Source organism: Microtetraspora glauca, assembly GCF_040656155.1.
Lineage (GTDB): Bacteria > Actinomycetota > Actinomycetes > Streptosporangiales > Streptosporangiaceae > Microtetraspora > Microtetraspora glauca.
Genome location: NZ_JBFALK010000020.1, coordinates 155,759 through 179,125, shown reverse-complemented (window position 1 = coordinate 179,125; position 23,367 = coordinate 155,759). Strand labels below are relative to the sequence as shown.

The following is a 23,367-nucleotide window of genomic DNA, read 5'->3' as shown; positions in this document are numbered from 1 at the left end:
TACTACGGCTGTAGTGAGGGCGACTACGGCTGTAGTATCCAGGCATGTCGAACCAGCGGGTGACGCGCATCGCGGACGCGGCCATCGAGATCCTGGCCGAGCGGGGAATGCGCGGGCTCACCCATCGGGCGGTCGACGAGGCGGCCGGGCTGCCCGCGGGATCGACGTCCAACCATGCCCGCACCCGGGCCGCGCTCCTCGCGCTCACCCTGGCCCGGCTCACCGAGCTCGAGCAGGCGATCTTCTCCGACCTGTCGCCGGAGCCGGGCGGTTTGGTGGAGACGCTGGCGCAGATGATGCATCGCGCTCTGCACCGCGACCGGCACGTCACGATCGCGCGCTATGAGCTGGCCCTGGAGGCGACCCGCAGGCCCGAACTGCGCGAGATCTACGACCAGGCCGGGCGCGGATTCCGCGAGCCCGCCGTCGCGCTGTTCGCCGCCGCCGGGTCCTCCGACCCCGTACGGCACGGCCGCCAGGCGGTGGCGTACGCCGAGGGCATCCAGTTCGACGCGGTGGTGGGGGCGGGATCCACCCCCAGTCTCGACGATCTGCGCGCGGCCTTCACCGAGTTCCTCCGGGGCGTCTTCTCGGGAAACGCTCCGTAGGGCCGTCAGCGCGAGATGAGGCAGGCCCGGTTGGCGGGCCACTCGTCGTCGAGGATCGAATAGTAGGGGCTGTCCCGCCAGGTGCCGTCGGCCCGGCGGTACTGCCGCCGAAGGATGCCCTCCAGCACGCCGCCGATCCGCTCGATCGCCGCGCGGGACCGCAGGTTGAGGATGTCGGTCTTGAGCACGACCCGGTTGAGGCCCAGCGAGCCGAAGGCGTGGTCCAGCAGGAGGATCTTGCACTCGGTGTTCACCCCGGTGCGCCAGTACGCCCGGCCGTACCACGTCGAGCCGATCTCCACGCTGCCGTCGAAGCCGCTCACGTTCCAGAAACCGGTGGAGCCGACCGCCCGCCCGGTCTCCTTGAGGATCACGGCGAACTGGGTGGTCTCCGGATCGTCGCGCAACCGGAGGATCATGTGCCGCATGTCGGCCTCCGACCGGGGCATGGCGCCCGGCCGCCACCGCCAGACCTCCTCGTCGCCGCCCAGCGCCGCGAGCAGGTCGGGCGCGTGGTCGAGGGTGATCGGCTCAAGCCGGACGACATCGCCATCGAGCACGACGGGTTGGGGCATCTTCGCTGTCATGCGTGCAGGTTAGCGACCTCGGGCCGCGCCGCCGCGGGAAGGTCGGGCACGCGGTGTCGACACACATACCGTCTGGTCGGTACGCTTCCAGGCGTGAACGCAGACCCGCCCGGCCTGGACCTCGCCCGCCTCTCCCGCCACCTGGAAGGTGAGGGCCTGACCCGCGGACCGCTGCGCGCCGAGGTGATCCACGGAGGCAAGTCCAACCTGACCTACGTCGTGCGCGACCAGGCGCGGACGTACGTGGTGCGCCGCCCGCCGCTGGGCCACGTCCTCGCCACGGCGCACGACATGGGCAGGGAGTACCGCGTCATGACCGCGCTCCGGGACACCGGCGTCCCGGTGCCCGTGACCTACCACCTCTGCCAGGACCCCGACGTCGTCGGCGCGCCCTTCTACGTCATGGAGTACGTCGAGGGCGGCCAGCCGCCGGTAACCCCGGAGATCGCGCGTGACCTGATCGCGGTGCTGGCCACGCTGCACTCGATCGCCCCGGACAGCGTCGGCCTCGGCGACTTCGGCAGGCCGGACGGCTTCCTCGAACGCCAGGTCGGCCGGTGGAAGCGCCAGCTCGACGCATCGCGCAGCCGCGAGGTGCCGGGCATCGACGACCTGTACGCCCGGCTCGCGCGCGCCGTGCCAGAGTCCGGCTCGCCGGCGATCGTCCACGGCGACTTCAAGCTCGGGAACACCCTCATCGCGGGCGGCCGGGTCAGGGCGGTCCTCGACTGGGAGATGTCGACGCTCGGCGACCCGCTCACCGACCTCGCGCTGTTCCTGCTGTACGGCGAGTTCGCCACACTCGACAGCGGCCGCAACTCCGGCGTGGCCGACTCGCGGGAGCTGGCCGGCCACTACGCGGCCGTGTCCGGCCGTGACCTGTCCCGGCTCGGCTGGTACGTGGGGCTCGCCTGCTTCAAGCTCGCGGTGATCGCCGAGGGCATCCATTTCCGGTACACCAAGGGGCTCACGGTCGGCGACGGCTTCGCCGAGATCGGAGACCAGGTGGCCCCGCTGGTCGCCCGTGGACTCATGGAGGTCTGACCGATGGATTTCGGGTTCGACGACGTCACGCTGGAGCTGCGCGAGCGGCTGACCGCGTTCATGGACGAGTGCGTCTATCCCGCCGAGCCCGTCTTCGCCGAGCAGGCGGCCGCCGGAGGCTGGTCCCCGCCGCCGGTGCTGGAGGGCCTGAAGGCCGAGGCGCGCCGCCGCGGCCTGTGGAACCTCTTCCTGCCCGGCGAGGAGGGCGCGGGCCTCACGAACCTCCAGTACGCCCCGCTCGCCGAGGTGATGGGGAGGTCCCCGGCCATCGCCCCCGCGGCCACCAACTGCGCCGCGCCGGACACCGGCAACATCGAGTTGCTCGCGCAGTTCGGCAGCGACTGGCAGCGCGAGCGGTACCTGGAGCCGCTGCTCGACGGCCGTATCCGGTCCGCCTTCGCGATGACGGAGCCCGACGTCGCCTCCTCCGACGCGACCAACATCTCCACGTCGATCACCCGGGACGGCGCCGAGTACGTCGTCAACGGCCGCAAGTGGTTCATCACCGGCGCGATGAACCCGAACTGCGCCGTCTTCATCGTGATGGGGCAGACCGACCCGGAAGCGCCGTCGCACCGCAGGCAGAGCATGGTCCTGGTCCCGCGCGACACTCCCGGGCTGACGGTCCGGCGGGGGATGACGGTCTTCGGTTACGACGACGCCGACCACGGCGGCCACGCCGAGATCCTCTTCGAGGACGTACGGGTGCCCGCCGACCACCTGATCGGCGAGGAGGGCGGCGGGTTCGCGATCGCCCAGGCCCGCCTCGGGCCCGGCCGGATCCACCACTGCATGCGCCTGATCGGCATGGCCGAGCGCGCGGTCGAGATGATGTGCCGCCGCACGCTGGCACGTACGGCGTTCGGCAAGCCGATCGCCCAGCAGGGGGTGGTCCAGGACTGGATCGCGGAGTCCCGGGTGAAGATCGAGCAGCTCCGGCTGCTCGTGCTGAAAACGGCCTGGCTGATGGACACCGTGGGCAACCGCGGAGCCCACACCGAGATCCAGGCCATCAAGATCGCGACGCCGGTCACGGTCGAGTGGATCCTCGACAAGGCCATCCAGGCGCACGGCGGAGGCGGCGTCAGCCAGGACTTCCCGCTCGCGGCCCTGTGGGCGGGAGCCAGGACCCTGCGGTTCGCCGACGGACCGGACGAGGTGCACAAGCGTTCCCTGGCGTACCGGGAGCTCAAGAAGCACATGAGCCCCGCTGAGTAGAGGGATATCTCATGACATGGAGTGAAACGACGGTGAAGGAGCGCGTCCGCGCGTTCCTCGCCGCCCACGACCCCTCGGCCATGGACCGGCTGGACTTCCTGCGGGCCAGGTTCGACGCCGGACTCGCCTGGGTGCACTTCCCCGAGGGGCTCGGCGGCCTCGGCGCCCCGCGCGACCTCCAGTCCGTCGTCGAGGGCGAGCTGCGTGGGACGCCGGACAACCGGCCGAGCCGGATCGGCATCGGACTCGGCATGGCGGCTCCGACGATCCTCGGCTTCGGCACCGAGGAGCAGAAACGCCGCTTCCTGCGTCCGCTCTGGACGGGGGAGGAGGTCTGGTGTCAGCTCTTCAGCGAGCCCGGCGCCGGATCCGACCTCGCCACGCTCGCCACCCGCGCGGTCAGGGACGGCGACGAATGGGTGGTCGACGGGCAGAAGGTGTGGACGTCCAGCGCCCACACCGCCCGGTGGGCGATCCTCGTCGCCCGCACCGACCCGGACGTGCCCAAGCACCGCGGGCTCACCTACTTCGTCTGCGACATGGAGGCGCCCGGCGTCGAGGTGCGGCCGCTCCGGCAGATCACCGGTGAGGCCGAGTTCAACGAGGTGTTCCTCACCGGGGTCCGGCTCCCGGACTCGCTCCGGCTCGGCGCGGTCGGCGACGGATGGCGGGTCGCGCAGACCACGCTGATGAACGAGCGGGTCGCCATCGGCGGTACGCCCGGCCGCCACACGATGATCGGCACGGTCTGCGAGACCTGGCGGGCCCGGCCCGAGCTGCGCACCCACGACCTGCACCAGCGCCTGCTCCGGCTGTGGGTGGACGCCGAGGTCCTGCGCCTCACCGGCGCGCGGCTCCGCGAGCAGCTCGCCGTGGGCCGCCCGGGGCCCGAGGGGTCGGGCATGAAGTTGTCGTTCGCGCGGCTGCACCAGGAGCTGTCCGGCCTGGAGGTCGAGTTGCTGGGCGAGGACGGCCTGGCCTACGACGACTGGGCCTTCCGCCGCCCGGAGACGGTCGACTTCGTCGGACGCGAGGCGGGCTACCGCTACCTGCGGGCCAAGGGAAACTCCATCGAAGGTGGCACCTCCGAGATCCTCCGCACCATCATCGCCGAGCGGGTGCTCGGCCTTCCCGCCGAGCCGCGAGCCGACAAGGACATCCCCTGGAAGGACCTGCCCCGATGACGACGCCACCGGTCTCACTGCTCTACACGGAGGTCGAGGAGGAGCTCCGGGCGGCGGTCCGGTCCCTGCTCGCGGACGCGTGCCCGCACTCCGCGGTCCTGGCGCGGATCGAGTCGGCCACGCCGTACGACGGGGACGTGTGGAAGGCGCTCGCGCGGGACATCGGCGCGGCGGGGCTGCTCGTCCCCGAGGAGTTGGGCGGAGCGGGCGCGTCGGCCCGCGAGGCCGCGGTCGTGCTGGAGGAGCTGGGCCGGGCCGTCGCGCCCGTCCCGTTCCTCACCAGCGCCGTGCTCGCGACCCACGCCCTGCTCGCCGCCCGTACGGCGGGAGGCGGCGAGGTGGCCGACGACCTGCTGGAACGGCTCGCCTCGGGGGAGATCACGGCGGCGCTTGCCGTGTCCTTCGCGGCGTCGCCGTATCGGCCGGCGGGAGGCGAGGTGACGTTCGAGCCGGGTGACGGCTCCGACGGCTCCGACGGCTCCGACGGCGGCGGCGAGGTCGTGGTGAGCGGGCGGGTGACGGGCGTCGCCGGGGCCGACGTCGCCGACGTACTGCTGGTCCACGCCCGCGTGCCGGGCATGGACGCGAGCGCGCTGATCGCCGTCGGGACGCGGGAGCAGGGCGTCCAGATCACCCCGGTGACGTCGCTTGACCTGACCCGGCCGGTGGCCATGGTGTCCCTCGGCTCGGCCCGGGGCCGGGTCGTCGCCCGGGGAGAGGGGCCGGACGGCGCCGACCTGGTCGCGTCCATCGTGCGTGACGCCCTCGCGTTCGGGGCGGGACTGCTCGCGTCCGAGCAGCTCGGGCTGGCCGAGTGGTGCCTGACCACCACGGTGGAGTACGTCAAGGAGCGCAAGCAGTTCGCCCGCCCGGTCGGCTCGTTCCAGGCGCTCAAGCACCGGCTGGCGGATCTGTGGCTGGAGATCGGCGGCGCCCGCGCAGCCGCTCGCAACGCGGCGGGTGCCCTCGCGGCCGGCGACCTGCCGGGCGGGGCGTCCGGGGATTCCGGGGCGTCCGTGGCGGTCGCGGTGGCGCAGGCCCACTGCGGGGACGTGGCCGTGCACGCCGCCGAGGAGTGCGTCCAGCTGCACGGCGGGATCGGGATGACATGGGAGCATCCCGCGCATCTCTATCTCAAGCGGGCCAAGGCCGATCAGATCGCCTTCGGCACTCCCGGAGAGCACCGGAACGCCCTCGCGCGTCTGGTGGACGTCCCGGCGCCGCTGGGAGAGCCGATCAGCAGGACCTGAGCTTGTGGACGACCGGGTTGCGTGGGACCTCGTTCGGGTTCACCGAGGTGCCGGTGGACTCGACCGGGGGGCCGGCACCGCCGGGGCCGTGTGTCAGGGCTCGGGGTGGAGCGAGGCGAGGAGGAGGTCGGCGAAGTGGCGGCCGACCTCGGGTCCCGTGAGCGGCCCGTCGGGGTGGTACCACGTGCCGAGGTGGTGGACCGAGCCGAAGAAGAAGTCGACCACCATCTCGGCCGGGATGTCCGCGCGGAACACGCCGGTTCGCTGGCCCTCGGTGACCAGGTCGCGGAAACACTCGTGGTAGCGGCGGCGCTCGGCCCTGACCGTCTTGCGGGTGTCGGGGGCGAGCTGGTGCATCGAGCGAAAGAAGATCTTCGAGTCGTCGAGGTTGTCGACCGTGGTGACGACCACGTCCATCGCGGCGGTGTGCAGCCGCTCGGCGATCGGGCCCTCCGCCTGGGCGAACGTCATCAGGCGGTCCATCTGCATCCGCAGGACCCGGCCGTAGATCTCGTGGAGGAGATCATCCTTCGAGGCGAAATAGTGGTACATGGCGCCTTTGGTGACCCCGGCCGCCGTGACGATCTCCTGGACGGACGTGCTCTCGAAGCCGCGGTCGGCGAACAGGCGCGTGGCCTCGGCGAGCAGGCGATGCCGTACGGGCTCCTCGACCGTGGCTCCGCTGCGCGCCATGGTGACCTCCCTGGTGTGGTGGGCCCCCAGCATACCGACTGGTCGGTTGCGGCAATGTTTCCGGGTATGCCTATTTGTTGTTGAAATGCGGCTTTTTGAGATCTGGAGCTCCGTTTCCGAGACCTGGAGCCCCTGCTCGGTTTAGCGTGTGCAGAGCAGTCCTGATCTCTCGGGGAGCATCCGGTGCCAAGCGGGTCCATCTATGTGCCGCGCGACGAGAAGTTTACCGGCGCGTCGCCGCAGAACCTTTACGTGACCTTCTGGTTCGCGGGCCGCAAGAGCCGGCTCTGGACGCGCGGGGTCATCGGCGTGGCGGGGTTCGCCGCCGGAAGCCTGCTCGCCGCCCGGTTCGGCTGGGCCGACACCCTGCTCGTGGGCCTCGTGGTGGGCGCCCTCGCCGCGCTCGCCGACTTCCTCGTCGCCTGGCGTTCCTACGCCCGGACCGCCGTGTGGCGGGGGCAGAAGCGCGGGGAGGTCCGCACCGGCCGGTTGTTGCGCCACGGCCTGACCCGGCACGGCTACCACGTCATGGACGGCCGTGCCGTACCCGGAGAGGCGTCGATCGACCACCTCGTCATCGGCCCCGGCGGGGTGTGGATCGTGGACAACGAGGCGTGGGCGCCGGACACCCATATCGCCAGGTACGGCGAGCGCCTGTTCTTCGACGAGAAGTACGGCACCTCGGTCGCGAAGGGACTGATCGGCGCGGCGTCGGCGCTGGCCGGGCTGCTGTCCCGCGAGACGGGGATCGACGTCACGATCTCGCCGGTGCTCGCCGTTCACAGCGGCAAGATCGAGGGGCGCGGCGGGACGCTCGTAGGCGAGGGCCTGACCGTCGCCTATCCCCACAAGGTGGCCCGCTGGATGCGTGCCTCGCCGAACGGGTCGCTGACGGCGGAGCAGGTCGAGCTGCTCTCCCGGACCGCCGCCCGTGTCCTGCGCGGCTCCGGTCTGCGCTTCTAGGCCGCTTCTAGGCCGCCGGCAACGGAGGCGGCGACGATCAGCCGGACGCGCACTCCCGGCTGCCGCGGCGGATGTCGGTGAAGGTCGACGCGCCGAGCGACAACTCCCGCACGATCAGCGGTGTCCATCGCTCGCCCAGAAGCTCCAGAGCGCGCGCCACCGCGCAGAACTGGCCGTATCCGTTCACCCGGCGCACGGTGCGCGGGGAGGGCGGAGTGGTCGGTTCAAAGATTGAACTACAGACGGTGCGCGACCGGCTCGACGATCGAAGCCGTGAGTGAGGGCGGCCCGGCGCCTACCGCATCGAGGGCATCGGCATCGGTCATCCGCCGCCCATGTGGGACCCCGCCCTGGTGGACGAGGTCGTTCCGATCTCCACCGCCGACGCCGAGGAGATGGCCCGGCGCCTGGCCCGGGAGGAGGGCCTGTTCGCCGGAACGTCGTCAGGGGCGAACGTCCTCGCCGCGATCAGGGTCGGGCAACGTCTTGGGGCGACCGCCAGGACCGTCACCCTGCTCGTGGACTCGGGACTGAAGTATCTCAGCACGGACGTGTACCGACGGTGACGTGACGCGCGTCACCCTCATGCCCGTGGTCGGCTACGCGAGGTCCTCGATGAACGTGGCGAGCTGCGTGACATTCCGGCATTCGTGCATCGGGACGATCCCGGCGTACGAGGTGGCGACGGAGTCCCCGGTGTCCCACTGCGGCCGGGGTTCCGGGTTGAGCCAGTAGGCGTGCCGCGCCTCCGCGGCCAGCCGGCCGAGCGTCTCCAGCGCGGGCGGCTGGTAGTTGGAACGGGCGTCGCCCAGGATCAGCAGCGACGTCCTCGGCCCGATGGCGTCGCCGTAGCGCTCGGCGAACGTCGTGAAGACATGGCCGTAGTTCGTCCGCCCGAATCGGGTGATGTCGGCTTCCTTCGTCAGCCGGAGGACCGCGTCCAGGACGTCGGCACCCGGGTGGAAGAGCGTGGTGATCTCGTCCACGATGTCCACGAACGCGAACGCCCGCACCTTGGTGAACTGCTCGCGCAACGCGAACGTCAGCAGCAGCGTGAAATGGGAGAACGCGGCGACGGAGTCGCTCGCGTCGCACAGGATCACCAGCTCGGGCTTGTGCGGGCGGCGCGGCCGCAGGTGGGTGGTGAGGGGCACCCCGCCCGTGGAGAGCGAGGCCCGGACCGTGCGCCGGAAGTCGAGTCGTCCCCGATGTCCTCGTTTCTGCTTGACGGTGAGCCGGGTGGCGAGGCGGCGGGCGAGCGGGTAGACCTCCCGGCGCAGCCGGGCCAGTTCGTCCTTCGTCATGCGGAGGAAGTCCACGCGGTCGATCGGCGGCGCGACGGTCGCCTTGGCGATCCTCTCGATGCCGGACTCCTCGGCGATCCGGCGCCGGACGTCGGACGCGACGGCTTCCTCGAACTTCCTGATATTTCGGGATATCTGGTGACGGGCGAGCTTCTCCGGCAGGCCGCCCCGCTCGGCTCGGCCCTGCTCGGCGAGCAACCGGTCGAGCATCCGCGCGATCAGCGTCTGCGGGGAGAGCGCGCGCAGCACCGGAAACGAGAACCACGACTGCCGGTTCCCCGCGGCCTGGATCTTGCCGAACCTCTCCACCATCGACCGGGCGAACGCCCGGAACGCGGGATCGTCCGGATCGCCCATCAGCAGGTCGGCCAGCCGCTCCCGCAACTCGGCCAGCTCGGACGGGTCGGGCGGCGCGGACGCCTCGGACGGCTCGGGTGGCGGGGGACGCTCCGCGCGGCCGCCTGTCGGCGCCGGCCCCGCCGTGCCGTACCCGCCGGAGATCACGGGCGGGAACCACAGGTCGAAGAGGGCGTCGAAGCCGGGCCGGTGCTGGAGGCGCTTGACCAGCGTGGCCGCGTACGCCTCGCGGAGCGTCTCGCGCTCGGCCAGGTCGATCACGGTCAGCGCCTTCGCGGCGTCGAGGCCCTCGGCCAGGGACACCGGCAGTCCCGCCTCACGCAGCGCGTGCACGAACGCGACATGCCGGTCGAGCAGCGGCCCGCCCTTGCCGTCCTGTTCGATCATGGCCGGGACAGCCCGAGCTCCTTGGCGGCCCGGATCTGGTCGGAGTTGTGCTTGAGCACCACACCGAGCGTCTCGCCGAGCATGCCCTCGTCCAGGTCCGTACGGCCCAGCGCCAGCAGGGTGCGCGCCCAGTCGACGGTCTCCGCGATCGACGGCGACTTCTTCAGCTCCAGGCCGCGCAGAGTGGCGACCGTACGGGCGAGCCGCTCGGCGACCTGGCCGGGCAGCTCCGGCACCTGGGTCAGCACGATGTCGCGCTCGCGCTCCGGCGTCGGATAGCCGAGGTGCAGATAGAGGCAGCGCCGCTTGAGCGCCTCGGACAACTCGCGCGTCGCGTTCGAGGTGAGCACGACGTACGGCCGGCGGGTCGCGGTGATCGTGCCGAGCTCGGGGATGGTGACCTGGTAGTCGGAGAGGATCTCCAGCAGCAGCCCCTCGACCTCGACGTCGGCCTTGTCGGTCTCGTCGATGAGCAGCACGGTCGGCTCGTCGCTTCTGATCGCCTTGAGGAGCGGGCGTTCCAGGAGGAACTCCTCGGAGAAGATGTCCTCCCACGCCTCGTCGTCGGCCTGGATGCGGAGCAGTTGCTTCTTGTAGTTCCATTCATAGAGGGCGCGGGCCTCGTCGAGCCCCTCATAGCACTGCAGCCGGATCAACCGGGCCCCGGTCGCCTGGGCGATGGCCTTGGCCAGCTGGGTCTTGCCCACTCCGGCCGGCCCCTCGGTCAGCAGCGGCTTTCCGAGCGCCCCGGCGAGGAACACGGATGTCGCGATGCCGTCGTCGGCAAGGTAGTCCACGGCGGCGAGCCGCCCCCGGACCTCGTCAGGCGACGCGAACCACATCGGCGCTCCTCATTGATCGAACCGAATTGATCGAACCGAATGTTGTTCTAGTGTAGCCCGGTTTTGACGGGTCTGTGCTGTGCGATAACCTCTTACTGCTCACGCGCCGCTAGCTCAGTTGGTTAGAGCAGCTGACTCTTAATCAGCGGGTCCGGGGTTCGAGTCCCTGGCGGCGCACTTGCAAGAAGCTCAGGTCGGCATGTCTGACCTGGGCTTTCTTCATTTGGCGACCAACCCAACCGCGGCCCATACCCCATCGCGATCATAATGGTCGCTCGTCGTTTGCCCGCCAGCCGAAATCCTGGTCATAGCGTGATCATTTGCTGTGTCACGGGCCGGGCGAACCGTTGACTGGCTGGGGCGCTCAGGTAGAGGGCGACGTTACGATCATGCCCGTGCGATCGGCACGAAGCGGCTTCGTCCAGGCCGCCGAACCGGCGTGCCCCGGTGATCGCCTGTACGCGGCCCGTGACTCGCGGCGTCGCCAGGGCTCAGGTGGTATTGGCGGGGTCAGCGGTTCAGCCGCCCGAAGCCGTGTGCAGGGCCTTCAAGGTGGCCGCGCCACCGGGATCGCGATCCGTGCTCACCGGGACCAGGGCGACCTCGTCCACCCCGGCCGCGGCGTATGCGGACAACCGCGCCCCGACCGCGTCCGCGTCGCCGAGCAGCGCGACCGAGGCGACCAGCTCGTCCGGCACGGCGGCGAGCAACTCCCGGGGATGCGGCCGGGTACGCGCGAATTCGACGACGTCGGCGAAGCCGGCCTCGGCGAACATCTCGCCGTACCCGGGAGCGGGCAGGTACCCGACGACGGCCCGGCGGATCCGATCGACGGCCGCACGGTCGGGATCCACGGCGGCGGTGACCCAGGCGACCACGGAAGTGGCCGGGTTCACGGCGCGCAACCGGGCGGTCAACCGCCTGGCCGAGGCGGGCGTGACCAGGTTGAGCACCATGCGATCGGCCAGGGCGGCGGTCCGGACGGCCGACGGCCCGAAGGCCGCGACGGACAGCCGCGACCGCGGGGCGGGCAGCCGGAGCCGATAGCCGCTGCTCGCCACGCAGGATCCGGCGAAGTCGGAGCGCTCGCCGTCCAGCAGCGGCCGGATGGCCTCGACGGTCTCCCGCAACGCGGTCGCGGATCTGGCGCGCGAACGCCCGTGCCATTCCTCCACGACGAGCGGGCTGGACGTGCCCACGGCGACGTCCACCCGGCGTCCGGTCAGCCCGGCGACCGAGGCCGCCCCCATGGCGATCATCATGGGATCGCGTACGGCCACCGCCAGCGGCCCGACGGTGAGCCCGATCCGCGTGGTGGCCAGCCCGATGGCGGTGGCCAGGGCGAAGGCGTCGTAGGTGGCCATCTCGCCGATCCACAGCTCGGGATAGCCGAGCTCGTCGGCGGCGCGGGCGGTCAGCAGGGCCTCCTCGGCGGGCCGGTCCTGCCACAATCCGAGGGACACGCTCAGTGAGAGGCTCATACCCGCTCCAGGAGTACGGCGGAGCCGGAACCCGCGGCGCCGCTGACCGCGGCGACGCCGTAGCGGGCGCCCCGGCGGTGGAGTTCGTCGACGCAGGCCGCGACGAGGAGGGCGCCGGTGGCGCCGAAGGCGTGGCCCATGGCGATGGTGCCGCCGTTGACGTTGAAACGGTCGTCGCCGACGCCGAGGTCGCGCTGGAACTTCAGACAGAGCGCGGCGAACGCCTCGGCGAATTCGAAGACCTCGACGTCGTCGGGGATCAGGCCGGCGTCGGCCAGGACCCGCTCGACCGCGAGCTGCCCGGCGGTGAGCATGGTGATCGGATCGCTGATCGCCGTGGCGGTACCGGCGACGCGGGCGAGTGGCGCCAGGTCGAGGCCGGTGCCGACGAGAACGAGGCCCGCGGCGTCGCACAGGCTGGGTGAGGTGCCCCGGGTGTGCAGGTGGCGGATCTCGCCCAGGTCGGGCCGGTGCTTGAGGACCACGGCGTCCTGCTCGGGGGTGCCGGCGAAGGCGGGCTCCATCCCGATGAGGGCGTCGATGGTCAGGCCGGGCCGTACGTGCTCGTCGCGGTCGAGACCGTTGAGCCGGACGAGGGAACGTTCGTAGCGGCCCGCCGCCCATGCCTCGGCGGCGAGCGTCTGGGTGCGCAGGCCGTAACGGTCGAGCTCCTCGCGGCCGAAGCCCTCGACGGTGGCGACGACGTCGGCGGCGACGCCCATGTGGAGGGAGCCGACCGGGAGCGACCAGAGAGGGCCGCGGTCGGAGAACATCGGCACGCGCGAGACCGACTCCACCCCGCCGGCGACGACCGTCCGGTTCGCGCCGGAGGCGACGAGCGCGGCGGCGGTGCGCACGGCGTCGATGCCGGAGGTGCAGTAGCGGTTGACGGTCATGCCGGGCGCCTCGAAGCCGGAGGTCAGCGCGGCGGTGCGGGCGAGGTTGCCGCCCTGCTCGGCGTTCTGGGTGGCGCAGCCGACGATCAGGTCGTCGGCCGTGGTGATCCCGGTCCGCTCGCCCAGGGCGCCCAGCAGGCCCTCCAGCATGGCCAGCGGCGTGACGTCGGCCAGGCCGCCGCCGGGCCGGGCCTTGCCGCGCGGGGTGCGGACGCACTCGTAGACGTAGACCTCGTTGACCTCGTTCATCGCAGCTGCTCCGCCCGCACCCAGGTGGCGTGGAAGCCGAGGGGCACCCGCTGCGGCAGCAGCACGCGCGCGACCGGCCCTTCGGAGATCCGCGAGGCGTGCAGGATCTGCACCTCGGAGCGGCCTTCGCGCTCGTCGGTGACGAAGGTGATCAGGTAGCCGTCGTCCTCGCCGGTCGAGCCGTCGCGCGGGGCGAAGGGCGCCTCGCTGCCGTAGACGCCGGGGCCGTAGTAGTAGGTCTCCTTGGCGCCGGTGACGTTGTCGTAGCGGACCAGGCCGTCGAACAGGTTGGTCTCGGCGTCGGCCACGGAGACGTTGTAGGCGTAACGCGTGGGGTGGCCGGTGGAGCGCGCGTCGATCGAGGGGAACTCGGTGTTGTGGTCGGCGTCCACGTACTCCTCAGACGTGCGCCCGGTGCGCAGGTCGAAGCGGTAGCGGTACATGCGCGCGTCGAGCTTGAGATAGGAGATCATGCGGGCCAGCGGCGAGCCGCCTCCGTAGGGCGCCGGCCGCGAGACGCGGCAGACGTCCAGGACGATCTCCTCGCCCTCCTCCCAGGCGTTGACGACGTGGTATATGTAGCAGGGCTTGGCCTCGAACCAGCGGATCTCGTGCGCCTGGCCGCGCCTCGGGATGACGCCGAAGCGCGAGGGCAGCTCTCGGTCGAAGGTCAGCCTGTAGCGCCCCTGCCGGGCGGCGTCGAGGTCCTGGTAGAGCGGCAGGTCCATGAGGATCGCGTGGTTCCGTGTGATCGCCATGTCGTGCGGTAGCCGCGCCCCCGGCAGGTCCAGCTCCACGCAGTGCTCCACGCCGCCTTCGGGCCCGACCACGCCGTAGCGCAGGTACGGCGGGCGCGGGCCGTAGTCGAACCAGAACAGCTCCCCTGTGTGCTCGTCCACCTTGGGATGGGCCATGAAGTCGCCGCCCAGCGTGTCGAGGAAGGTGTCGATGCCGAGGGTCTCCAGTGAGAGGGGGTCCAGACTGTACGGCGTGCCGCACAGGTACCAGGAGGCCAGCACCTTCCCGCGATGGAAGATCACGTCGGTGTTGGCCGTGTCCTTGAAGGGCAGCCCGCGCGCGTTGCCGAAGGGGTTGTCCTTGGGGTTCTCCATGACGCCCGTCCACAGGGACCTGCCGGCGGCGGACTCGGCGTCGAAGGCGCGGGTCCGCACCCAGCGGTTGCGGTAGCGGGCGCGGCCGTTCTCGAAGTGCACGGCGTGGACCATGCCGTCGCCGTCGAACCAGTGGTAGCGCCCCCTCATCGGGAAGCGCGCGTTGGGCCCGTTGCGGAGGTAGACGCCGTTGAGGTCCGTGGGGATTCGCCCGATCACCGTCAGTTCGTCGGCGGTGATCTCGTCCTGGACCGGGGCGTAGACCCCCAGCAGGTACGGGTTTGACTCGCCCGACTCGTCCATGATCACGACACTTTCGACCATGACCGGAAGCTACGATAGGAGAAGTCAGCTGTCAATATTCAAGGCGTTGACGGTCTGACTTCTCTTTTCGTAGTGTGGCGGCCATCACACCCAGGGAGTCGCGATGACGCATTCCGCGGACCGAATCGCCCGCTACACCGCCGAGGGCTGGTGGACCGGCGACACGATTGACAAGCTCCTGAGGACCCACGTGGCGGCCCGTCCCGGCGACACGGCCATCGTCGACCCGCTCAACAAGGCGGACCTGCTCGACGGCCCGGTGAAGCGGCTGACCTGGGGGCAGCTCGGTGCGGAGGTCGACCGGGTCGCGGGCGTGCTGCACGCCCGGGGCATCGGCCCGGGCGACGTGGTGGCGGTGCAGCTGCCCAACAGCGTCGAGCTGGCGGTGACCTTCCTGGCGATCGTCAGGCTCGGCGCGACCGTCACGCCCTTCCCTGTGCAATACCGCGAGTACGAGCTGGCCCAGCTGCTGCCCCTGTCGGGCGCCGCGTTGCTGATCACCGGCCGGGAGTCCCGGGCGCCCGAGGGCACGCCGACGCTTTCATGGCCGGGCGGTCTGGAAGGGGCGGCCGGCGCCGAGGCACCCCGGCGTGAGGCCGACCCCGCCGAGCGCGTCACGATCTGCTGGACCTCCGGCACCGAGGCCACGCCCAAGGGCGTGCCGAGATGCCACTACGACTGGCTCGCGGTCGAGGTGATCTGCACGGCCGCGCCCGCGCTCACCGGCGAGGACGTCATCCTCAACCCCTTCCCGATGGTGAACATGGCCGGCATCGGCGGAGTGTTCCTCCCGTGGCTGCGCGTCGGCGCGGTGCTGGTCCAGCACCACCCCTTCGACCTGGGCACCTACCTGGCCCAGATCGCGGCGGAGAAGGTCACCTACACCCTGGCCCCGCCCGCGCTGCTCACCCTCCTCCTGCAGCGGGAGGCGATCCTCGCCGAGACCGACATCTCCACGCTCACCCGCATCGGCTCGGGCTCCGCCCCGCTGCCGCCGCCGATGGTGCGGGGCTGGCAGGAGAAGCACGGCATCGCGATCATCAACTTCTTCGGCTCCAACGAGGGCATCACCCTGCTGTCGGACCCCGCCCACATGCCCGACCCGGAGATCCGCGCCCGCTTCTTCCCCCGGCCCGGAGCGCCGGGCGCGCCCGCGCTGCTCGACCGGGTGCGCACCAGGCTGGTCTCCCCGGACGGGGAGGAGATCACCGAGCCGGGCGTGCCCGGCGAGCTGCGCCTGAGCGGCCCCACCGTCTTCGCCGGCTACCTGCCGGGCACGGCCACGGTCGCCCCCTTCGATGAGGAGGGGTACCTCAGGACCGGCGACCTCTTCGAGATCGCCGGCGACCGGGAGCAGTACCTCCGCTACGTCGACCGCGCCAAGGACATCATCATCCGCGGCGGCATGAACATCGCCCCCGCCGAGCTGGAGGCCCTGCTCGCCGGCCACCCCTCGATCGCCGAGGTCGCGGTCGCCGGCTACCCCGACGACGTGCTCGGCGAGAAGGTGTGCGCGGTCGTGGTGCCCAAGGGCGAGATCGACCTCGCGGCGGTGGTCGCATACCTCCGGGACAAGGGCATCGCCTCCTACAAGCTCCCCGAGCGGCTGGAGATCGTCGATGCGCTGCCCAGGAACCCCGTCGGCAAGATTCTCAAGAGGGAGCTGAAGCTGTGATCCGCGTTCTGGGCGGTTACCAGACCGACTTCGCCCGCTCCGGGGCGGGCCTCTTCGAGATGCTGCATGAGGCCTCGCTCGGGGCGCTGGAGGCGGCGGCCGTACCCGCCGGGGACGTGCAGGTCGCGCACGTGGGCAACCTGGCGGGCGAGCTCTTCGCCGGGCAGGCGCACCTGGGCGGCATGATCGCGGCGATCGACCCCGCGTGGGCCATGCTGCCCGCCTCCCGGCACGAGGCCGCGTGCGCGTCGGGGTCGATGGCGGTCCTGGCCGCCATGGCCGACCTGGAGGCCGGGCGGTACGACGTGGCGCTCGTCGTGGGCGTGGAGCTCATGCGCAACGTCGGCGCCAAGGAGGCGGCTCAGCACCTGGGGTGCGCGGCCTGGGCCGGGCGGGAGGCCCAGGCCGCCGACTTCCCCTGGCCCGCGCTGTTCGCCGAGATCGCCGACGAGGTGGACGCGCGCTACGGCCTGGACCACCGACATCTCGCCCGGATCGCGGAGATCAACCACGGCAACGCTCTGCGCAATCCCCTGGCCCAGGCCCGGTCGTGGACCTTTCCTGAGGGCTGCTTCGGGGCGGACGACATGCTCAACCCCGTGGTCGCGGGGCGGTTGCGCAAGTACGACTGCGGGCGGATCACCGACGGGGCCGCCGCCGTGGTGCTGGCCTCCGATCGGTACGGCAGGCCGGGGCCGGTCATCTCCGGATGGGGACACCGGACGGCGCCGATGCTGGTCAAGGACAAGCTGGCTGTGCGGAAGCCGTACCTCTTCCCGCATCTCCGGCGGGCGGCGCTGGACACCTACGCGCGTGCCGGGATTCGCGGGCCGGAGGACGTGGACGTGATCGAGACGCACGACTGCTTCACGATCACGGAGTACGTCGCCCTGGACCACCTCGGACTGACGCCGCCGGGCGAGTCCTGGCGGGCCGTCGAGTCCGGAATGATCGACTTCGACGGCCCGCTGCCGGTCAACCCTTCCGGCGGGCTGATCGGTCTCGGCCATCCGGTCGGGGCCACCGGAGTCCGCATGCTGCACGACGCCGCGCGCCAGGTCTCCGGCGCCGCGGGCGACTGCCAGGTGCCGGACGCTCGCACCGCGCTGACCCTCAACATCGGAGGCAGCTGCACCACGGTCGCGATGTTCGCCGTCACCGCGGGCTGAGCCCGCTCACCAGGCCTCCCCCGCCTCCAGCCGCCGGAGCACCTCCCGGCGGCTGATCTTGCCGGTGGCGTTGAGCGGCAGCGAGCCGACCTGCAGCGCGCTCTTGGGCCGCTTGTGAGGCGGAAGGGCGGCCCGGCAGAGGCGGAGCACCTCCTCGGGCTCCACCCGGCGACCGGGAGCGCAGGCGTAGGCGGCGGTGAGGCGCTGCCCCCACTCGGGGTCGGCGAGCCCGACGACCGAGGCGTCCGCGATGCCGTCGATGCCGGCGATGACGTCCTCGACCTCGCGGGGGTAGACGTTGTAGCCGCCCGTGATGATCATGTCGTTCTTGCGGTCGGTCAGCCACAGTCGGCCGCCGGCGCCGATGTGCCCGATGTCCCCGGTGCGCAGCCACCCATCCGCGAAGCTCTTCCCGAGATCGGCGCGGCCCTCGGCGTCGAAGTAGCCGGGCGTCACCGGATCACCGCGCACCACTACCTCGCCCGGCTCCCCGTCGGGCAGGCGCCGCCCCTCCTCGTCGACGACCTGCAGGTCGACGGCCAGGCAGACGCGCCCCGCCGAGGCCAACAGCTCGGGCTCCCCGTCCAGCCCGCGGGCGTGCTCGGCGGCGTCGAGCACGGTGAGCGGCGGCATCGCCTCGACCAGCCCGTAGTACTGCACCAGGTTGGGGGTCAGCCGCTCGCTCGCCCGGCGGATCTGCCCGGACGGCATCGGCGCCCCCGCGTAGGCCAGCATGCGCAGCGGCGTCCCGTCGGCGACCTCGGCGAGGCGGTTGACCATCGTGGGCACCAGGGCGGTGTGCGTGACGCCGTGCTCGTCGATGGCCTCCAGGATCGCGTGGGCGTCCGCGTGGTCCAGGAACACCTGACGGGCGCCCGCCATGAGGAAGGGCAGCACGAACAGGCCGCTGGTGTGGATGGCCGGACCGGCGTGCAGGTAGACCGCGTCGGCGCCCGGAGGCCCGCCCAGGACCTCGTGCGTCATCGCCAGCGCCGAGGAGATGCGGTTGCGGTGCGTGCGGCGGGCGCCTTTGGGCTTCCCGGTCGTCCCCGAGGAGTAGGCCAGGCCCACGACGTCGTCGAGCACGGCGTCACCCACCGGCGAATCGCCGATGATCAGGTCGTCGAAACGACGGCTGGGGACCACCGTGCGTAACCCCGAGCGCAACGACTCGGTCTCCTGATCGAAGCGGGTGTCGTAGACCAGCCCACGCGCCCCGCAGTCGTCGGCGATCCGCTCCCACTCGGTCGGCCCGAGCCGCGGGTTGAGGGGCACCCGCACCAGCCCCGCGATCGCCAGCGCCAGGTCGCACTCGACGAGGGCGCAGCCGTTCGGCAGCAGCTCGAGGACCCGGTCGCCGGGCGACAGGCCGAGCGAGAGCAGCCCGCGGGCGAGCCCGGACGCGCGCCGGGCGAGCTCGGCGAAGCTGCGCGTCCCGTCGGGTCCCTGTACGGCACGCCGGTCGGCGAAGCGGTCCGCGGCGCGCTGGACGAGCAGACCGATGGTCACGGTCGCCTCCGGAGGGGTTGTCCGCTGCGTATCGATCAGTACTATAGACGAAGTCAGCTTTGGAGGAGGGGCATGCGCGAGGTTCTGCTGCTGGACGCCGCCCGGACCCCCTTCGGCAAGAACCGCGGCGGCCTCTCCGGTGTTCGTGTGGACGACTTGGCCGCACACCCGCTGCGCGAGCTGGTCGGACGCCACCCCGGCGCGCCGATCGAGGACGTGGTCTACGGGAACGCCAACGGCGCCGGGGAGGACAACCGGAACGTGGCGCGGATGGCCACGCTGCTGGCCGGGCTCCCGGTGACGGTGCCGGGCGTGACGGTGAACCGCCTGTGCGGATCGGGCGCGGAGGCGATCGTCCACGCCGGGCGCGCGCTCGCCCTGGGTGACGCCGAGCTCGTCGTGGCCGGCGGGGTCGAGGGCATGAGCCGCGCGCCGTACGTCCTGCCGCCGGTGGACACCACTCTGCCGCGCCGGATGGAGCTCGTCCCCACCACGGTGGGCTGGCGCATGCCCAACCCCGCATTCCCGGCAGCCTGGACCGAGTCACTGGGCGGGACCATGGACCGCGTCGCGGCCGAGCAGGGCATCGGGCGCGCCCGCCAGGACGAGTGGGCGGCCCGTTCGCACCAGCGGGCGCACGAGGCGTGGGAGAAGGGGCGGCACGACGACGTGGTGGTCCCGCTGGCCGGGGTGACCAGGGACGAGCCGGTGCGCCCCGGCTGCGATCCGGCCGGGCTCGCCGCCCTGCCGCCCGCCTTCTGTCCCGACGGCACGCTCACCGTGGGCAACTCCTCGCCGGTCAGCGATGGCGCGATCGCGGTCCTGATGGGCAGCCGCGACGCGGCGCGGGAGCTGGGGCTCGCGCCGATGGCCCGGGTCGTCTCCTCGGCGGTGGCCGCGGTCGAGCCCGACCGGTTCGCGCTCGCGCCCGTTCCGGCCGTGCGCGCGGCCCTGCGTAAGGCGGGGTGGAGCCTGGCGGACGTGGCGGTGGTGGAGCTCAACGAGGCTTTCGCCGCGATGGTTCTGGCCTGCGTGGATCACCTGGAGGTCCCCGAAGACCGGGTGAACCCGAACGGCGGCGCGATCGCGCTCGGGCACCCGCTGGGCGCCTCGGCGGCCAGGGCGGTAGTCGACTGCGCCAGGGAGCTCGCCAGGCGGGGCGGCGGCATCGGCGTTGCCGCCGCCTGCATCGGCGTCGGGCAGGGCATCGCCGTCGTGCTGGAGGCTTGAAATGACGTGTTTGAGCCCTGAAATGGGTGACCACGCACCTCGGGCCACTCCGGAGGAGCCGACCCCCGCGAACCTCACCCGGCTCGTGGCCGGGCGGTTGCCGGGCCTGCTCGGCTTCCGGGTCGTGGCCACGGATGACACCACGGACGGCGGCACGGTGACGGCCGAGCTCGACGTGCGCCCCGAGCTCCTGGCCCCCAACGGATACCTGCACGCCGCCACGGTCGTGGCACTGGCCGACACCGCGTGCGGCATCGGCTGCCGGCTGCGGCTGCCGGACGGCGCACGCGGCTTCACCACAGTGCAGCTGACCACCTCCTACACCGGCACCGCCCGGGAGGGGACCGTACGCACCGTCGCCACCCTCGCCCACGGTGGCAGGCGCACCCAGGTGTGGGACGCCGTGGTGAGCGACGGCACCGGCCGCACGATCGCCCTGTTCCGCTGCACCCAGATGATCCTTTGGCCCGAGCCAGACGGAGTGGAAGCATGACGAACGATCTCTTCGACAAGCACCGCGCCACGTTGGAGCGCGCGGTCGAGGCGTGCCGTACCCGGGAAAGCTGGAGCGCGTACGGCGAGCCGCCGGCCGCCGACGCCGACGCCTTCGAGGCGCAGCTGGGCAAGCCGTTCGACGATGACGGGCCCGGCACGCCGCATCCGCAGACCGACGAGGTCTCCCCCTACACGGGCGAGCCGCTGGGCGTCTCCTACCGCAGGGCGACCGTGGACGAGCTGGTCGAGGCGGCGAACCGGGCCTGGCCGAGGTGGCGGGACGCCGACCCGCGCGTCCGAACGGGGGTGTGCCTGGAGATGTGCGAGCGCATCCACGCCGCCGACCTCGCCCACGCCACGATGCACACCACCGGCCAGAGCTTCGGGATGAGCCTCACCGGCAGCGGCACCAACGCGCTCGACCGGGGCATCGAGGCGATCGCGCAGGCATACTCTGCGATGACCCGGGTGCCTGCCACGGCGCGGTGGTCGCGGAGCTTCGGCACGTCGACGGTGGAGCTGAGCAAGCGCTACCGCCTGGTGCCGAAGGGCGTCGCGGTCGTCATCGCCTGCGCGAGCTTCCCCGCCTGGAATGTCTACCCCGCGCTCTTCGCCAGCCTGGCCACCGGCAACCCCGTGATCGTCAAGCCGCATCCCAGCTCGGTGCTGCAGATGGCGATGGCCGTGCGGGCCTGCCGTCGCGTCCTGGCCGAGGCGGGATTCGATCCCGGCCTGATCGGGCTGGCCGTGGACACGGTCGCCGAGCCGGTCACCAAGCCGCTGGTGCGGCATCCCGCCGTCCGGATCGTGGACTTCACCGGCTCGGCCGCCTTTGGCTCATGGGTGGAGGCCAACGCCTTCCCGGCCATCGCCTACACGGAGACCTCGGGTGTGAACTCGGTCCTGATGCACTCCGTCGGCGAGCTCCAGCCGGTGCTGCGCGCGCTGGCCGGCTCGCTCTGTCTGTTCTCCGCGCAGATGTGCACCAGCCCGCAGAACATCTACGTGCCGCGCGCCGGGCTGCCCACCGCCGGCGGCCGGGTCGGCGCCGAGGACGTCGCCGAAGGGCTGGCCGAAGCGGTGCGCGCGATCGCCACGGTGCCCAGGCGGGCCGCCGCCGTGCTGGGCGCGATCCAGTCGCCCGCCACCGTGGCCCTCCTGGAGCAGGTCACGGAGCAGGCCGCCGCCCGGGGCCGCGTCCTGCTCGCCCCCCAGCCCTACGAGCACCCTGAGCACCCCAAGGCCCGCACCAGCGGCCCGCTGCTGGCCCGGGTCGACGTCGCCGACCGCGATCTGTTCGCCGGTGAACGCTTCGGCCCGGTCGCCTTCGTGATCGCCTGCAACGACGCCGACCAGGCGTTGGCCATGGCCGCCCGGGACGCGCGCGAGCACGGGGCGATCACCGCATTCGCCTACTCCAGCGACGAGGGCTACCTGGAGCGGGCCGAGGACGCCTACGCTCTCGCCGGCGCCGCGCTGACCAGCAACCTGACCGGCGCGATGCCGCTCAACTTCTCGGCCGCCTACAGCGACTATCACGTCACCGGGCTCAACCCGGCCGGAAACGCCTCCCTCACCGACGACTCCTTCGTGGCGGGGCGCTTCCGCGTCACCCAGTCCCGGCGAGCGGCGGCCGCCGCTCGGGGATGACGAAGTGCATCTCGGTACGGCCGAGCGCCTGCCCGCACGACCGGCACCGTAGGTAGGGGCGGAACGGCCGGCCGCACTCGCGATGGGTGATGCGCAGATCGGTGTCGGGCGGACCTGTGTACCACTTCTGCGCCCACTCGACGATGAAGGCGAAGATCCCGAAGAAGTCCAGGCCCTTGTCGGTCAGCTGGTACCGGGGCCGCGCGCCGGGCTCTTCCACGGCGAGCACGCCCAGCTCCCCGAAGCGGCGCAGCCGGTCGGACAGCACCGAGGGCGCCACGCCGAGCTCCGACTGGAAGTCGGCGAAGCGCCTGGTGCCGAGGAAGGCGGCCGCGAGGATCACCGTGCTCCAGCGGTCGCCCAGCAGTTCGAAGGTCTCGGGGAAGTATGACAGCGGGTCGCGCTCGGCCGCGCCGCGGACGGTCCTGCGGTGATGGCGCGGCACCGTCACCTGGGCGAAGGTGGCCGCGCCCCGCATGGTCTCGGTGTCACGGGCGGTGACCGGCGCCCGGCCGCAGTTCGCGCAGCACAGCTCGACGTCGGTGCGCTTGCCGCAGGCGTCGTGTGTCAGCTCCGGCAGCCCGTGGCGGCGCGGCACCCATCTGCGCTCCCACGACCAGATCTCCACCAGCATCGGCCACAGCTCGATCGCGCGCTCGGTCAGCAGGTACTCGGTACGGGTGCGCCCCTGCTCGCGGTAGGGGACCGGGCGCAGCAGGTCCCCCGCGACCATCTCCTTGAGCCGGTTGGCCAGCACCGACTCGGACATGCCCAGCTCGTCCCGCCAGTCGGCGAAGCGCCGGATGTGCAGGAGGAAGGCCCGCTGCAGGATCAGCAACGTCCACTGGTCGCTGATCGCCAGCAGCGCCCGCCCGATCGCGCTGGGCCGTTCCGTTCCCGTCACTCGCTCTGCCCTCGCTCCTCGTAGGCCTGCTGCTTCGGCTATAAAAGCTATCCGAGCGCCTCGGCCGGCGGGGGGCGAGCCGGCGCTCGAGAGCCGTGATCGTCTTGGACGGGCCCGAAGAGGGTGGTTGGTCGGCGGAGTTCGCTCACCCACTGCGCAGACAGGTGAACGGGCTCGTCGTTGAGCGTCAACGCCACCAGCTCGTACGCCGGCGCGGCCTCCGGGAGCACGGGTCT

At 71.8% G+C, this 23,367-nt stretch carries 22 protein-coding genes and 1 tRNA gene; 13 read left to right on the top strand and 10 right to left on the bottom strand.

The genetic code is table 11. The annotated features are described in order from the left end of the window. Nucleotides 1-44: 44 nt before the first annotated feature. Entirely contained in the window at nucleotides 45-608 is a 564-nt protein-coding gene (locus AB0I59_RS31750; RefSeq protein ID WP_358138709.1) for a TetR/AcrR family transcriptional regulator, read from the top strand. A gap of 5 nt (nucleotides 609-613) precedes the next feature. Here the strand turns inward: AB0I59_RS31750 and AB0I59_RS31745 are convergent, their stop codons facing one another. Then, on the bottom strand, nucleotides 614-1,195 hold the full coding sequence (locus tag AB0I59_RS31745; protein ID WP_358138707.1) for a GNAT family N-acetyltransferase: 582 nt from the start codon (nucleotides 1,193-1,195) through the stop codon (nucleotides 614-616). 93 nt (nucleotides 1,196-1,288) lie between these two features. Here AB0I59_RS31745 and AB0I59_RS31740 point away from each other — a divergent pair, with 93 nt between their 5' ends. From AB0I59_RS31740 to AB0I59_RS31725, 4 genes are read left to right on the top strand one after another with little or no spacing between them, the layout of a single operon-like run. After that, on the top strand, nucleotides 1,289-2,239 hold the full coding sequence (locus tag AB0I59_RS31740) for a phosphotransferase family protein (RefSeq protein ID WP_061258804.1): 951 nt from the start codon (nucleotides 1,289-1,291) through the stop codon (nucleotides 2,237-2,239). Nucleotides 2,240-2,242: 3 nt separating this feature from the next. Further along, the gene (locus AB0I59_RS31735) at nucleotides 2,243-3,457 is read left to right on the top strand and encodes an acyl-CoA dehydrogenase family protein (RefSeq protein WP_358138704.1); all 1,215 of its coding nucleotides are present in this window, start codon (nucleotides 2,243-2,245) and stop codon (nucleotides 3,455-3,457) included. An 11-nt stretch (nucleotides 3,458-3,468) separates the two neighbouring features. Beyond that, complete coding sequence (locus AB0I59_RS31730) at nucleotides 3,469-4,641, top strand: acyl-CoA dehydrogenase family protein (RefSeq protein WP_061258802.1); 1,173 nt, start codon at nucleotides 3,469-3,471, stop codon at nucleotides 4,639-4,641. Beyond that, nucleotides 4,638-5,891 (top strand): acyl-CoA dehydrogenase family protein, encoded by a 1,254-nt coding sequence (locus AB0I59_RS31725; RefSeq protein ID WP_358138702.1) that lies wholly within the window; start codon nucleotides 4,638-4,640, stop codon nucleotides 5,889-5,891. Before AB0I59_RS31730 ends, AB0I59_RS31725 begins: the two co-directional genes overlap by 4 nt. Nucleotides 5,892-5,984: 93 nt before the next feature. Here AB0I59_RS31725 and AB0I59_RS31720 read toward each other — a convergent pair whose 3' ends face one another. After that, nucleotides 5,985-6,584: a TetR/AcrR family transcriptional regulator gene (locus tag AB0I59_RS31720; RefSeq protein ID WP_061258844.1), complete on the bottom strand. Its 600-nt coding sequence runs from the start codon at nucleotides 6,582-6,584 to the stop codon at nucleotides 5,985-5,987. 183 nt (nucleotides 6,585-6,767) lie between these two features. On the opposite strand from AB0I59_RS31720, the gene AB0I59_RS31715 reads away from it, so the two are divergent. Further along, nucleotides 6,768-7,547 carry a nuclease-related domain-containing protein gene (locus tag AB0I59_RS31715; RefSeq protein WP_061258800.1) on the top strand — a complete coding sequence of 260 codons (780 nt, stop codon included), beginning with the start codon at nucleotides 6,768-6,770 and terminating at the stop codon, nucleotides 7,545-7,547. Between the two features lie 37 nt (nucleotides 7,548-7,584). Here the strand turns inward: AB0I59_RS31715 and AB0I59_RS31710 are convergent, their stop codons facing one another. Then, a complete protein-coding gene (locus AB0I59_RS31710; protein WP_358138699.1) occupies nucleotides 7,585-7,734 on the bottom strand; it encodes a winged helix-turn-helix transcriptional regulator in 150 nt (49 codons plus the stop codon). A gap of 115 nt (nucleotides 7,735-7,849) precedes the next feature. On the opposite strand from AB0I59_RS31710, the gene AB0I59_RS31705 reads away from it, so the two are divergent. After that, complete coding sequence (locus tag AB0I59_RS31705) at nucleotides 7,850-8,113, top strand: pyridoxal-phosphate dependent enzyme (RefSeq protein ID WP_358138738.1); 264 nt, start codon at nucleotides 7,850-7,852, stop codon at nucleotides 8,111-8,113. Nucleotides 8,114-8,146: 33 nt separating this feature from the next. On the opposite strand, the gene AB0I59_RS31700 is transcribed toward AB0I59_RS31705, so the two are convergent. Next, nucleotides 8,147-9,595: a VWA domain-containing protein gene (locus AB0I59_RS31700; RefSeq protein WP_358138697.1), complete on the bottom strand. Its 1,449-nt coding sequence runs from the start codon at nucleotides 9,593-9,595 to the stop codon at nucleotides 8,147-8,149. Then, nucleotides 9,592-10,437, bottom strand: a complete 846-nt coding sequence (locus AB0I59_RS31695) for an AAA family ATPase (RefSeq protein ID WP_061258797.1) — start codon at nucleotides 10,435-10,437, stop codon at nucleotides 9,592-9,594. The genes AB0I59_RS31700 and AB0I59_RS31695 overlap by 4 nt, the downstream gene beginning before the upstream one ends. A 103-nt stretch (nucleotides 10,438-10,540) precedes the next feature. On the opposite strand from AB0I59_RS31695, the gene AB0I59_RS31690 reads away from it, so the two are divergent. Further along, nucleotides 10,541-10,614, top strand: a tRNA-Lys gene (locus AB0I59_RS31690). 341 nt (nucleotides 10,615-10,955) lie between these two features. Here the strand turns inward: AB0I59_RS31690 and AB0I59_RS31685 are convergent. Genes AB0I59_RS31685 through AB0I59_RS31675 form a run of 3 tightly spaced genes read right to left on the bottom strand, consistent with a single transcriptional unit; the run spans nucleotide 10,956 to nucleotide 14,499 of the window. Next, complete coding sequence (locus tag AB0I59_RS31685) at nucleotides 10,956-11,918, bottom strand: LLM class F420-dependent oxidoreductase (protein WP_061258796.1); 963 nt, start codon at nucleotides 11,916-11,918, stop codon at nucleotides 10,956-10,958. After that, nucleotides 11,915-13,063 (bottom strand): acetyl-CoA C-acyltransferase, encoded by a 1,149-nt coding sequence (locus AB0I59_RS31680; RefSeq protein ID WP_358138694.1) that lies wholly within the window; start codon nucleotides 13,061-13,063, stop codon nucleotides 11,915-11,917. The genes AB0I59_RS31685 and AB0I59_RS31680 overlap by 4 nt, the downstream gene beginning before the upstream one ends. Then, entirely contained in the window at nucleotides 13,060-14,499 is a 1,440-nt protein-coding gene (locus AB0I59_RS31675; RefSeq protein WP_358138692.1) for a carotenoid oxygenase family protein, read from the bottom strand. The genes AB0I59_RS31680 and AB0I59_RS31675 overlap by 4 nt, the downstream gene beginning before the upstream one ends. Before the next feature lie 103 nt (nucleotides 14,500-14,602). Here AB0I59_RS31675 and AB0I59_RS31670 point away from each other — a divergent pair, with 103 nt between their 5' ends. Together AB0I59_RS31670 and AB0I59_RS31665 are read left to right on the top strand one after the other, a co-directional pair. Next, complete coding sequence (locus AB0I59_RS31670) at nucleotides 14,603-16,174, top strand: class I adenylate-forming enzyme family protein (RefSeq protein WP_358138690.1); 1,572 nt, start codon at nucleotides 14,603-14,605, stop codon at nucleotides 16,172-16,174. Continuing rightward, nucleotides 16,171-17,343, top strand: coding sequence for an acetyl-CoA acetyltransferase (locus AB0I59_RS31665; protein ID WP_358138688.1), 1,173 nt, complete (start codon nucleotides 16,171-16,173; stop codon nucleotides 17,341-17,343). The genes AB0I59_RS31670 and AB0I59_RS31665 overlap by 4 nt, the downstream gene beginning before the upstream one ends. A 6-nt stretch (nucleotides 17,344-17,349) precedes the next feature. Here AB0I59_RS31665 and AB0I59_RS31660 read toward each other — a convergent pair whose 3' ends face one another. Beyond that, nucleotides 17,350-18,852: a class I adenylate-forming enzyme family protein gene (locus AB0I59_RS31660; protein WP_358138686.1), complete on the bottom strand. Its 1,503-nt coding sequence runs from the start codon at nucleotides 18,850-18,852 to the stop codon at nucleotides 17,350-17,352. 72 nt (nucleotides 18,853-18,924) lie between these two features. Here AB0I59_RS31660 and AB0I59_RS31655 point away from each other — a divergent pair, with 72 nt between their 5' ends. Genes AB0I59_RS31655 through paaN form a run of 3 tightly spaced genes read left to right on the top strand, consistent with a single transcriptional unit; the run spans nucleotide 18,925 to nucleotide 22,227 of the window. Continuing rightward, complete coding sequence (locus AB0I59_RS31655) at nucleotides 18,925-20,082, top strand: thiolase family protein (RefSeq protein WP_358138684.1); 1,158 nt, start codon at nucleotides 18,925-18,927, stop codon at nucleotides 20,080-20,082. A 22-nt stretch (nucleotides 20,083-20,104) separates the two neighbouring features. Further along, nucleotides 20,105-20,575 (top strand): PaaI family thioesterase, encoded by a 471-nt coding sequence (locus AB0I59_RS31650; protein ID WP_358138682.1) that lies wholly within the window; start codon nucleotides 20,105-20,107, stop codon nucleotides 20,573-20,575. Then, nucleotides 20,572-22,227: a phenylacetic acid degradation protein PaaN gene (paaN, locus tag AB0I59_RS31645; RefSeq protein WP_358138680.1), complete on the top strand. Its 1,656-nt coding sequence runs from the start codon at nucleotides 20,572-20,574 to the stop codon at nucleotides 22,225-22,227. The genes AB0I59_RS31650 and paaN overlap by 4 nt, the downstream gene beginning before the upstream one ends. Here the strand turns inward: paaN and AB0I59_RS31640 are convergent. After that, the gene (locus AB0I59_RS31640) at nucleotides 22,187-23,131 is read right to left on the bottom strand and encodes a winged helix-turn-helix transcriptional regulator (protein WP_061258789.1); all 945 of its coding nucleotides are present in this window, start codon (nucleotides 23,129-23,131) and stop codon (nucleotides 22,187-22,189) included. The genes paaN and AB0I59_RS31640 overlap by 41 nt on opposite strands. Between the last annotated feature and the right edge of the window lie 236 nt (nucleotides 23,132-23,367).

Coding starts and splice junctions, on each gene's coding strand:
- AB0I59_RS31655 (WP_358138684.1), top strand. CDS start 18,925: ATGCGCGAGGTTCTGCTGCTGGACGCCGCCCGGACCCCCTTCGGCAAG.
- AB0I59_RS31695 (WP_061258797.1), bottom strand. CDS start 10,437: ATGTGGTTCGCGTCGCCTGACGAGGTCCGGGGGCGGCTCGCCGCCGTG.
- AB0I59_RS31720 (WP_061258844.1), bottom strand. CDS start 6,584: ATGGCGCGCAGCGGAGCCACGGTCGAGGAGCCCGTACGGCATCGCCTG.
- AB0I59_RS31650 (WP_358138682.1), top strand. CDS start 20,105: ATGGGTGACCACGCACCTCGGGCCACTCCGGAGGAGCCGACCCCCGCG.
- AB0I59_RS31675 (WP_358138692.1), bottom strand. CDS start 14,499: ATGGTCGAAAGTGTCGTGATCATGGACGAGTCGGGCGAGTCAAACCCG.
- AB0I59_RS31750 (WP_358138709.1), top strand. CDS start 45: ATGTCGAACCAGCGGGTGACGCGCATCGCGGACGCGGCCATCGAGATC.
- AB0I59_RS31700 (WP_358138697.1), bottom strand. CDS start 9,595: ATGATCGAACAGGACGGCAAGGGCGGGCCGCTGCTCGACCGGCATGTC.
- paaN (WP_358138680.1), top strand. CDS start 20,572: ATGACGAACGATCTCTTCGACAAGCACCGCGCCACGTTGGAGCGCGCG.
- AB0I59_RS31680 (WP_358138694.1), bottom strand. CDS start 13,063: ATGAACGAGGTCAACGAGGTCTACGTCTACGAGTGCGTCCGCACCCCG.
- AB0I59_RS31725 (WP_358138702.1), top strand. CDS start 4,638: ATGACGACGCCACCGGTCTCACTGCTCTACACGGAGGTCGAGGAGGAG.
- AB0I59_RS31670 (WP_358138690.1), top strand. CDS start 14,603: ATGACGCATTCCGCGGACCGAATCGCCCGCTACACCGCCGAGGGCTGG.
- AB0I59_RS31730 (WP_061258802.1), top strand. CDS start 3,469: ATGACATGGAGTGAAACGACGGTGAAGGAGCGCGTCCGCGCGTTCCTC.
- AB0I59_RS31745 (WP_358138707.1), bottom strand. CDS start 1,195: ATGACAGCGAAGATGCCCCAACCCGTCGTGCTCGATGGCGATGTCGTC.
- AB0I59_RS31735 (WP_358138704.1), top strand. CDS start 2,243: ATGGATTTCGGGTTCGACGACGTCACGCTGGAGCTGCGCGAGCGGCTG.
- AB0I59_RS31685 (WP_061258796.1), bottom strand. CDS start 11,918: ATGAGCCTCTCACTGAGCGTGTCCCTCGGATTGTGGCAGGACCGGCCC.